Genomic DNA, 11,257 nt, shown 5'->3' on the forward strand with positions numbered 1-11,257 from the left:
CGAGGTCAAGGCGAAGGTCCTGCAGAATGTGCGGTTCAAGTACGCTTGCCGCCATTGCGATCGTACAGGGATTACCACGCCCGTCGTGATCGCACCGATGCCGACGCAGCCCCTGCCGGGCAGCATCGCGACGGCCTCGACACTGGCCTTCGCGCTCGTCCACAAGTACGTCGATGGCACACCGCTCTACCGCGTGGCGCAGACATTCGAGCGGGCCGGCGTTCCGATCAGCCGCGGCGCTCTCGCTCACTGGGTGATCGCTTCGAGCGAGAAGCATCTGCACCGCATCTATGATGCGCTGAAACTGCGCTTGCGATCGCAGGCTCTCATTCATGGCGATGAGACGACAGTCCAGGTGCTGAAGGAAAAAGACAAGGAGGCCACCAGCACATCGTATATGTGGGCCTACCGGAGTGGCGAGGATAGTGACGAGCCAATCGTGCTCCTCGACTATCGGCCGGGGCGCGGCCAGATCCACCCGCAGACCTTCCTTGGTGACTACCGCGGCATATTGGTGAGCGATGGCTACACAGCCTGGCGCACATTACATGGCGCGACCCATGTCGGATGCATGGCTCATTCCCGGCGGCGCTTCGTCGAAGCCCTCAAGACGAGAAAGAAAGGTGGCGGCCCGCCGGAGCAAGCTCTGAGATTCTTCGAGCAGCTCTACCGGATCGAAAGGCAGGCGCGAGACGAAAAGCCGGACGTCGGTGAAACGCAGGCCGACTGCATCCACCGTTTCCGCCAACAGCACAGCTTGCCTGTCCTGAACGCTTTAAAGACGTGGCTCGACGATATCGCGCCGAAGGTCGTGCCGGACACCAAGCTCGGCGATGCCGTGTCCTACACCCTGAACCAGTGGGATTACCTGACACGCTACACCAGCGACGGCAGGATGCCGATCGATAACAACATTCTGGAACGCGATATCAGAGTTTTTGCGACCGGAAGAAAATCGTGGCTGTTCAGCGATACCGTCGACGGAGCCAAGGCCAGTGCTGTTATCTACAGTCTGATGCTCACCTGCCGCGCCTGTGGCGTCGACCCACTCACCTGGCTGCGCCACGTGCTCACCGAGTTGCCGCAGCGCGACGAAGCGGCCGAGATCGGCGACTTGCTACCGTTCAACTTCTCCAAAACCTCTGCGGCCCAATAGAGCCCCGGATATCGCTACCGATGCGAGTGCGCTTCAGCAGTGCCGCAGCCGTCAATGCGCATGGAAAATCGCGCTTACTAGGTAACTCCCTCAACATAGCCTCCGGAGTTGGTTCTGAACGTCGTACCATTGCTCAGCTCGACGGTTGTATTTGCCGGTGGGTCGTTCAGGAGATCGTATTCTGGGGTGCCCCGGACCGCGCGGGACACGTCGACTCGCTGGGTCGTGCCAGAGGGGCCACCAATGACTTCCTCAAATGAGGCTTCACTTGAACCAGGGCCCTTGCCAAGGGTTCCATTCTGGCCGAGCGTTACGACACCGTAAAGGATTTCGCCGCGAAGCGCTGCGGATAATCCGCTCTTTGACGCTGTGAGCAGCGCCTTTGCTTCCTCACTCTTGAAATTAGCCGCGATACGATCCGCATCGGCGATTTGACCTAGATCGTTGTCGTCAGCGTAGTCATAAGCTTGCAAAAGCGCCCATTGCCTTTGTATGCCTCCGATCGGCGAAATATAATCGCCATCGCCTGTGAGAGCAGCATCCACATATTCTGCTGCTGCAATGCGCAAATCGGTTCTGGCTTTGACGCATTCGCTCGATGAGATTCCAACACAACTCTTCAGCTGGTCGTCACGCTCCTGAGAAAGATTGCGAAGCTGTTGACCACGGTCGCAATCCTTGTCGCTGCCTAGTTTTGTGCAAGCCAAATCGGCAAGTTCGAGCTCTTTCGCTTCCTCATGCGTCAGGTAGTTGTAATTGACATTATCGAGTGCGGCGGCGGCACCCGTTCCTCCCCCGACAGCAGCCCCGACAGCTGCTGCCACCCACTGGGTAATGGCGCTTTTCTGCGTATCCGTGAGGTTGGGATCGGCTTGCAAGACCTGTTGAAGCACGCCATTTGCGATTTCACTCAGTGCACCGCTGAGTGCACCGGCACCGACATTGCCACCGGCAAGCTGTGCGACGATTGCGCCCACTGCAGCGTGCAAAGCAACCTTTTCGGGAGATCCTTCGGCAAAGCCGAGCCGGTCTGAAAGCTCGCCAACGCCCATGTTAAGAAGGGCCGACAATGCTGCAGCGCTCTGCTGCTGGGCTTTCAGCTTGTCGATGTCGAAGGGATCGACCGTCTTGTTGGCTTTGGAGGCATCGGTGTTGAGACCGGAGAGGTCCTGGCTCTGGTTGGCGAGGCTCCACTTGCCGGGTGTGATCGTCGCCAGCGTCTCACCGTGGTCGCTCTGTTTGGCCGGCTGCCCGACGACGGGCACGGGGATGCCGGGGCCGATCAGGCTGACGCCGTAGCTGGTCGATGACGCCGACATCGAGTTTGCGATGTTGGAATAAAGGATTTGATTGGCGGTCAGATCGTTGTTTTTGGGATCGGCGGTCGAGGCGATGATGCCACCGATCAGATCGATGGTGCCATCCGTATTGACATGATAGCCGCCGGATCCGGCGACAATACCGCTTTGCTGGGAGACGTCGGCATAGTCACCCGTGATCGTGCCTTGATTGTAGCCACCGCTGATGCCGCCGGAGCTGATGCCGAGCTGGGCGCTCTTCGACTTCTCGTCATAGGATGCCGTGTCTTGGCGGCTTTCAATGACGATACCGTTTCCGGCAGTGGCATTGACCGTCTTGCCCGCAAGGACGCCACCTGCCAGCGTCAGCGTGTCCCCGGCGACGACTGTGACCGTATTGGTGCCGCTGATATTCGAATTGACCTGCGTGACCGAGCTTGCCGCCTGCTTGCCGGAACCGTAGGCCGCGTTCGCGGTCGGGCCGGCGTTGAAGACGTTGCCGCTGGCGTCAACGCTCGCGGCAACGCCAATGCTGACACTGCCCGACTTGCTGCTGCTATTGCTGTCGGATGTCGCCTGCACGCTTTCCAGGTCGACATTGCCGGCCGCCGAGATCAGCACATTGCCGTTATCCGGATCACTGGAAAGAGAAGGTGCTTTGCCATCCTTGCCCATGCCGGCGCTGATCTGGGCGCCACGGCCGACAACATCACCGGATTGGGCGATGATGGTCACCGAGCTGCCGCTGATCTCGGGCGCAACCGGGATCGAGGTTGTCGACTGCTGCGAACTCTCGCTAAAGCTATAACCGGCCGTAAGGGAGATTCCGGCGATAGCGGGTTTCAGGCCGGTGTCTGGGTTCGGCTTGGCGTCGATGGCGGCCATCGTCGACGTGATCGCCTGATAGCCCTTGACGCCGGCCAGAACCGCAGGCGCGATTCCGTAAATGCCGTTTTCCCCGGAAAGCAGGCTGCCCGCCTGCATCGCTTGTTGTCCAGCGCCTATCAAAGACGACTGAACTGTCAGGCTGACACCGGCAAAGCTCTTCTTCTGCATCTCGGAGGCATTGGTGACGTCGTTGCTCGAGAGCAGATTGACGTTATCGCCTGCGATCAAGCCGATCGGGCCGGCGGCCAGGATTTTGCCGGACTGGTCATTGATGTTGCGGTTGGCAGCAATCGTGATGCTGCCATCAGAGTCCAAGGTGCTGACCGCATTGATATTGGCGTCCTTGGAACGCTGCTCTTCCGAATTGGCGACGCCAATACCGATCGACAAGCTGCCATCGCCGGAGGAAAAGTTGATGCCGAAGCCGGAGCGCTTGGTGTCGCTGGCCGAGGATTGCTCCTCTGCGCCCGGCGCCATGTTGACGTCGCGCGCCGACGAAATCACCGTGCCGTCGCCCGAATGCGAGGACGAGCCGAAGATGTTGACGTCGCCTTGCGTGGACGTGATCGTCGTCGCGCCGCCGGAGGTGAGTGTCGAACCGATATTGTCGGTCTGGCTGCCGCTGCTCTTCGAATCCTTCGATCCATAGATCGAGATGAAGCCGCCGCCAGAGCCGACGCCGATGCCTGACTTCTTGGTCTGCTTGTCGCTCTCGTGGTCTTCCTCGGCCCCCATGACGGTGACGGTCGAGCCGGAAAGCGTGAGATTGCCGCCTGCGGCCATCTCCGAGCCGGAGACGACGGTCTCGCCACCGGCATTGGCCGTGACATTGCCAGTTGCCGAGATCGACGAGCCGACGGTGTCCTCGTCGTAGGTATGGGTGTGGGTCTTCGAGGACGACAGGAAGCCGCTCTTCTTGCTGTCGGACGTGGTTTCGTCAGTGTCCTTGCCGGCGGCGATGACGATGTTGCCAGCCGCGCTAATGTTGGTGTCAGTCTTGTGCGATGCATCACCAGCGGCGACTTGCGAAGTCGATATGGTAACATCGCCGGTCTTAGAGCCAATATTGATCCCCCCCTGGCCGGAAATCGAGGAACCGTTCGCCGTGGTCGTCGTTTCGCTACGCTTCGTCTTGCCGCTGCTGCTGGACGAAGATGTGCTGTCGATTGCCTCGCCGATGGTGACATCGCCATTGGCGAATAGGTTGGCGCTTCCGCTCTTGGCATCGATATCGGAGCCGATGAGGCTGATGTCACCATTATATGCCTGAACGACGACGCTTCCGTTACCCGACGTGATCGACGAACCGTTGCTGGTAAGCGCGGTCGAATACGATTGGCCGCTCTTGTAGTTGTTGGCGGCACCCGCGATCGTCTTCGACTGGCTTGTCGTCTGGTCCTGGGAGGCCGCGATCGCGACATTGCCGTTGGTCGAAACGATGCCGATATTGCCGCCGGCATCGAGCGAAGAGCCGGCGATCAGCACGCCCTGATCACCGGACACCAGCATGGCGCCACCGGCGATCAGCGATGATCCCTGCTGAGTCAGGCTGGTGGTCGTGGTGGTAGTGCCGCCTTGAGCAAGGCTTAGCCGATCCTTGCTGAGGACAGTGTTCTCCACGCCGGCGGAGATGATGTTGACCGCGCCATTGGAGGAGAGGAGGGACAGGTCGCCGCCGACATTGGCGGAGCTTGCGATGATGTTGACGCCATCGGTGCCGGAGATGTTGAGATTGCCGCCCGTCGTCACCTTGGTGCCGATGAGGGCCTGCGTGCCACCATTGTCCTGTTTGACGGCGCCGATCGTCACGGTCTGCCCGGAGAGCTGCGCGGAGCCGCCGCTCGTCACCTTGGTACCCGCGAGCGTCAGGCTGCCGGCGCCGGCATCGACCTTCAGGCTGCCGCCGGCGGTCACGCCGCCGGTGGCGGCAACCACCGTCTGGCCACCGATATTCATGGTCTGCGCGGCGAGCGTGATGCCGTTGGAGGCATTCAGGTTCATGTTGCCGCCGGCAAGGAAGGCGCCGCCATTGGCTTTGATGTCGCTGGCATTAATGGTCATGCCGTCGGCAGCAGCAATCGCACCGGAATTGTTGAGACTGCCGACATCCATGCTGACGGAGCCACCTGTGATGGCCGCCGCCGAGGTCGCGATGTTGGCGCGGTCTGCAGCCGAGAGATAAACAACCGGCACCAGCACCTGGGCGCCATCGATCGTCTCAGTCTGATAGATCACCATAGACTGCGTGAGTGACGCTGCCTGCTCAGGGGTGAGTGCCTGACCGAGGGCAAACCCGTGTGCTGCAGCATAGGTGACGCCGTTGTCGAGCAGTGTCTTCATCTGGTCGATGGCATTGTTGCCGGGGATGAAGGAACCGGCACCTAAGCCGTCGCCGACCAGTTGTCGCAACTGCTCGTCGACGAGCTGGTTGTCGAAATAAGCGTCGCCGAGGAACGGGACCTTGGTCTCGGGCGTATAGCCGATGCGATCGATGAAATAGCCGGAGCCGTAGAACTTCGACACGTCGAGGAAGGCTGCCCGGGTCTCGAACAGGAAGACCTGTCCTGGAACCGTGCCGCCGACGCCGCCGGATTGCGGCTTGGCGACGGCTGCAAGCTGAGCGCCGTTGACCTGAAGCATCTGGGCAAGATTGCCGCTATTTCCAATTGCGATGGTGAGCTTGCCGATCAGGCTGTTCGGATTGACCGACGCGCCGCCATTGGCCGTCAAGCTATTGCCATTGATCGCCGGGCCGCCGCCAATCGTTGGRCCGCTGCCGGCGGTCGCGCCGCCATTGGAAGCGATGCCCGCAAGGGCTGCATTGACATTGAACAATGCGCCACCGGCCGTCATGCTGTTCAAAGCGCCAAGCGGATTGCTCGCGCTCGCCGGAGCGTCGATCGCCACCTGGCCGGCGATCGAACCGTTGGASGCCACGTTGTTGACGGAGCCTCCGCCATTGACGACGAGCGCACCACGCGCCTGGATAACGCCTGACAGGGCACCAATGGCCTGGACGGTCACCGTSGTTCCGGCCGCAAGATCYTTCGATGGGTCACGCTGACCGTTGGGGTTGTCCGAATAGGTGAGTGTCGGGTCGCTRCTGCCGATGCAAGGCCGATTGGGACCGCTGCAATCYGGACCCCCTTGTGTGGTGTCAGAGGAGATGACGTCCGGATAATATTGGCAAGGCGTACTACTGTCGCAGACCGTCTGCGTCGTGCGGTTCAGCGTCGCACCGTCATTGGTGAGCGTGCCSGCGACGGTSAGCACCATATCGCTGTCGGATTTGATCGAGCTATAGGCATTCGTCAGATTGGTGGCATTGATGGTCAGGGCGCCGCCGGCGCGGATCTTGGCGGAGGGACCGGCASCGCTGATCARTTGATCCTCCGACACGATCTGGCTCACCAGTTGGTCGATTGTCTGCGTCCAACCATATGTTGGCTCGTGCTGCCCCGAGCCGGTGCTGCAGCGTGTCTCGCAGCCATAGGTCCTGGTGATGAGGTCGTAGTCGCTGAGGATGGTATTGGAGAGCTGGACGTTGCGCTGAATGGCCGGTSCGGAGGTCGTGGTGTTGATCAGTGCGTTGGTCAGGATCGACATGTTGCCGCCGGACTGTATGAGACCGGCAATGTTGACGACGGCGCCGTTGCGCTGACCGCCACCGGGCCCAGCAATGGCGAGGCCGTTGCCGGAAAGGATGGCGCCCTGGTTGTTGGTAAGCGTGCCGCCGACGAAGAGGTTGGCGGTGTTGCCGGCAAAGACGAGGCCGGACGGCGTATTGTTGAAATCACCGGCAACGTTGAAGGAAATATTATTGCCGGCTGCAAATTGCCCGGTATTGCCGAGCGACGGCAGGTTGAGCGTCAGGTCGTGCGCGGCACGCAGCGATGTGGCTGATGTCATGGCGAGACTTGCGGCCGAGACGGTGATGTCGCCAGAGCCGCCGGCATTGGTGACGGTGCTGACTTGCGCATTGGAAAAATCGGCGCTGCCCGAGAGGTTCAGCGCCAGCCCCCCGAAGACGAGATTGCTGCCGGCGAGATTGGCCGATGAAGCGTTGACTACAAGCGTGCCGCCGCTGGCGATCCGGCTGCCGCGGCTGCCGGACAGATCCAGCGCGCCGGTATTGAGCGTGAGGTTGCCGCCGACGCGAGTGGTGCTGGTATAGGCGATGGCGCCGGGCGCTGTGAGCGCGGCATTGCCGAGGCTCTGCAGGCTGTTATAGCCGATGTTTTGCGTGGCCGTGGCGGCAAGATTGCCGCCYGAGAGCAGAGAATTGGCATTGATGCTGCCACTGGAGGCGGACAGTGTGGTCGTGCCCGACCGCTGCAGCATGAGGTTGCCGGTCGACGACGCCCTGGTGGCGGAGAAGTCGGCGCCGGACACCAGCGTATCTATGGTSATCGACYGGGCGGCGAGGTTGACGTTGCCGGCGCCAAGCGACTGGCCRSTGAGCGTRATGGCGTTTCCGGCGCCGATSGTCAGATCGCCTTGSGCGACGGCATTGGCGTTCACATTGTTCGTGGCATTGGCGGTGATGGTGCCGGCGGCCAGTAGGCTGTTGGCGGAGATATCACCGGCCGTGGCACTCAGCGTCAGGTCACCCACTTGGCCGAGGATGACGTCGCCGGTCGCCGATTGGTTTGTCGCGGCGAAATCGACGCCAGCGACAACGACATTGCCGCTGATATCCGAGCCGGTGATGGAGACATCGCTTGCACCGAGCAGCTGGCCGTTGATCTTCACCGCGCCGGGACGGGCGGCAGAGCCGATCCCAACGGTGCCATGGCTGGTGATGTTGCCCGCAGTGAACGCGCTCGCCACCACATCGAGGTTGCCAGCGACGATCAGCGTGCCGGTCGTGGCACTTTCCGCATTGATGTCGAGGTCACCCGTCGGCCCGACGACAATGGCGCCGTTCTGTGACTGCGCAGTTCCGGCAAAATCGACGCCGGTAATAGCCTGGGCAACCTGGACGGTCTGACCGGAAAGCGAGATGTCGTTTGCACCGAGGAGCTGGCCGGTGATATCGACGCTACTGCTGCCGGCAAGGGTGATGTCGCCGTGCGCTGTAACCGCATTGGCTGTGATCGTGGCCGCGGTAACCTCGATCGCACCGGCGGACAGCATGGTTTGTGTGGTGATGCCCGCAGCGGCGGTAAGGCTCATGTCGCCAGCGCGATTGCCCGCAATCGTCGCGGGCGATCCGAGCACAATGTTGCCGCCGGCGGCATTGGTGGCGGCAAAATCAACGCCGGAGATCAGCACCGGCGCGCTGATGCTGCCGCCGCTGAGCGTGAGATTGCCGGCGGCAATGATCTGGTTGGTGACATCGACGTTGCCGATGACGTCGACCTTACCGTGGCTGGTAATGCTGTCGGCTGCAAGATTGGCTGCCTTCGCCGTGACGTCACCGACGGACAGAATCGTACCGGCCGCGATATTGCCGGTCGCGGTTAGGTTCATGAAGCCGGACGAACTCAATACGATATTGCCGCCAGCGGCGTCCGTTGCTGCTAGATCGACGCCGGAAGCCAGGAGGCTCGCATTGAGGCTGGCGCCATCAACGGAGAGGTTACCAGCAGACAGCACATGTCCGCCGACGTCGAGACTGGCTTTAAGATCGACGTCACCGTGGCTGGTGATGTCATCTGCCTTGAACTCGGCGGCTTGCGCGGTGAGATCGCCCGCAGACAACAGCGTGCCGATGGTGTCATTGCCCGTGGAGGTCAACGAAACATCACCACTTGACGTCTGGACGATATTGCCACCCGCTGCCGCCGTCGCCGTGAAATCGACGCCTGAGACGATGGCGCCGGCGTAGATGCTGGAGCCGGAGAGGCTGATATCGTTTGCGCCAAGGATCTGACCATTGACATCGACGCCACCGCTTGCGCCGGAAAGGGTAATGTCCTTGTGGCCGGTGATGGTATCGGCTGAGATCGTCGCCGCGCTGGCATCGATGGTGGCGGCGGCCTGGATTGTCGAGGCTGCCGCAGTGCCGCTGACCGATACAGTCAGGTCGCCGCCTGGCGAAAGCACGATATTGCCACCGGCGGCATTGGTGGCGTTGAAGTCGATGCCGGCAACCAGGGTCTGAGCGGAAACACTCTGGCCGGTGATCAGCACATTGCCGGAGCCGAGAACCTGGCCGCTGACTGTGGTGGCGCCATCGAGTGCCAGATCGCCATGGGCGGTGACGCTATCGGCCGTAATCGTCGCGCCAGTGGCGTTGAGCGCGCCGGCAGACAGCAGCGTCCCAACGTCGAGCCCAGCGGTCGCCGCAAGCGAAAGATCGGCGGTTCCGGTGGTCGCAGAGCCAAGGACGATGCTGCCGGCCGCCGCATTGGTGGCAGCGATATCGACGCCGGAGACGATGGCGTCGGCTGCAATGCTCGAGCCTGTGACGCTGACATTGCCGGCGCCGAGGATCTGGCCGCTCACATCCGTGGCACCGGAAAGCGTGATGTCTCCGTGGCCGGTGACGGTGTCGGCGGTGATCGTCTGGCCGGCGGCATTGATTGTGCCGGCCGAAAGCATGGTCCCCGCCTGGATGGCGCCGGCGCTGTCATTGATGGTCAGGTCGCCGCTTGGCGCCAGAACGATGTTGCCACCGCCGGCATCGGTTGCGGCAAAATCAACACCTGAGGCAAGGAGGCCCGCAGTGACACCGTTGCTGTTGCCGTTGATCGTGATGTTGCCGGCGCTCAGCATTTGGTTGGAGACATGCACCCCAGCGTCGATGCCGATAGTGCCGTGGCCGGTGATGCTGTCTGCTTGCACGAGGGCTGCCTGCGCATTCAGATCGCCGGCCGACAACAGCGTGCCTGCGACGATATTGCCGGCACCGGCGTCAAGGGTCAAAACCCCGGTCGGTGAAAGGACGATCGTGCCGCCGGCGGCACTGGTGGCGGCAAAGTCGACGCCGGAGGCCATCGTGCCGGCCTGCACGCCTTGGCCGATGATTGCGACGTCACTGCCACCAAGAATCTGTCCGCTCAAACTGGTGGTGGCGTTGATGTCGATGGTGCCATGGGCGGTGAGGTTTTGTGCCGTCAGCGTGGCGGCATTAAGCGATGTATTGCCTGACGACAGCAGGTTGGTGGCGTTGATCGCACCGCCGGTTGCCGTCAGCTGGAGGTCGCCGCCATTGGCAAGGATGGTGTTGCCGTTCGGATCGGCCTGGGTGGCGGCAATATCGAGACCGGATACGACCTTGCCGGTCGAGATCGAGCGGCCAGTGGCCGTCAGATTGCCTTCAGCGAACACATTGCCGGAAACGGCGATGTCAGCGTTGCCGCTTGCGGCAATCGCGCCTAGGCCGGCAGTGAGGCCGATATTGTTGTAGCTCAAAAGAGACGCGGCCGAGATCGCACCGGATGTCGCCGTGATCGTCAGCGCCCCATGGCTATTGGCAGCCCCGGTAATCCTGATATCGCCGCTGGAGGTCAAAAGCGTCGCGGTACCGCTGCCTGCCGTAACGCTGCCGGCGGCAATACCGGCGGCAGAACTCAGCTGCACGTTGGTGGCGCTGTTGACATCGGCGGCAACGCTCAGAAGTCCGCTGCCGCTCGACAGCACGATATCGTCATCGGCCGCGACCGATTGCAGCGTGATGCCCTGGTCAGCCTGGACCGTCACCTTCTGATGCGATGTCACTTTCGCCGCCGTCACCTTGGACTTCGAGGTGATGCTGACGCCTTGGCTTCCCGAAACATTGCCGATCGAGATCTTGCCGTCGGCCGACAGTGACAGTTCGCCGGCATTGGCGGCCATGTCGCCGGCCATGTTGACGCCGGCACCCTTCTCGGTGACGACGATCTTGATGCGGTCGGCCTGCATGGCGCCGAGCGCCGAGCCATCGATGGCATATTCCGGCGTGCCCGAGGTTGCCGTCAGCGCCGTCGCC

At 61.8% G+C, this 11,257-nt stretch carries 2 protein-coding genes; one reads left to right on the forward strand and one right to left on the reverse strand.

Annotated elements, in window-relative coordinates:
* The coding region (tnpC, locus tag AB4Z52_RS35180) for an IS66 family transposase (RefSeq protein WP_442222454.1) at positions 1–1,156 on the forward strand (1,156 nt) is incomplete at its 5' end.
* Positions 1,157–1,233: 77 nt separating this feature from the next.
* Here tnpC and AB4Z52_RS35185 read toward each other — a convergent pair.
* Positions 1,234–11,190 (reverse strand): beta strand repeat-containing protein, encoded by a 9,957-nt coding sequence (locus tag AB4Z52_RS35185; protein ID WP_442222455.1) that lies wholly within the window; start codon positions 11,188–11,190, stop codon positions 1,234–1,236.
* Positions 11,191–11,257 lie beyond the last annotated feature (67 nt).

The organism is Rhizobium sp. 2YAF20 (genome assembly GCF_052114685.1).
Lineage (GTDB): Bacteria > Pseudomonadota > Alphaproteobacteria > Rhizobiales > Rhizobiaceae > Rhizobium.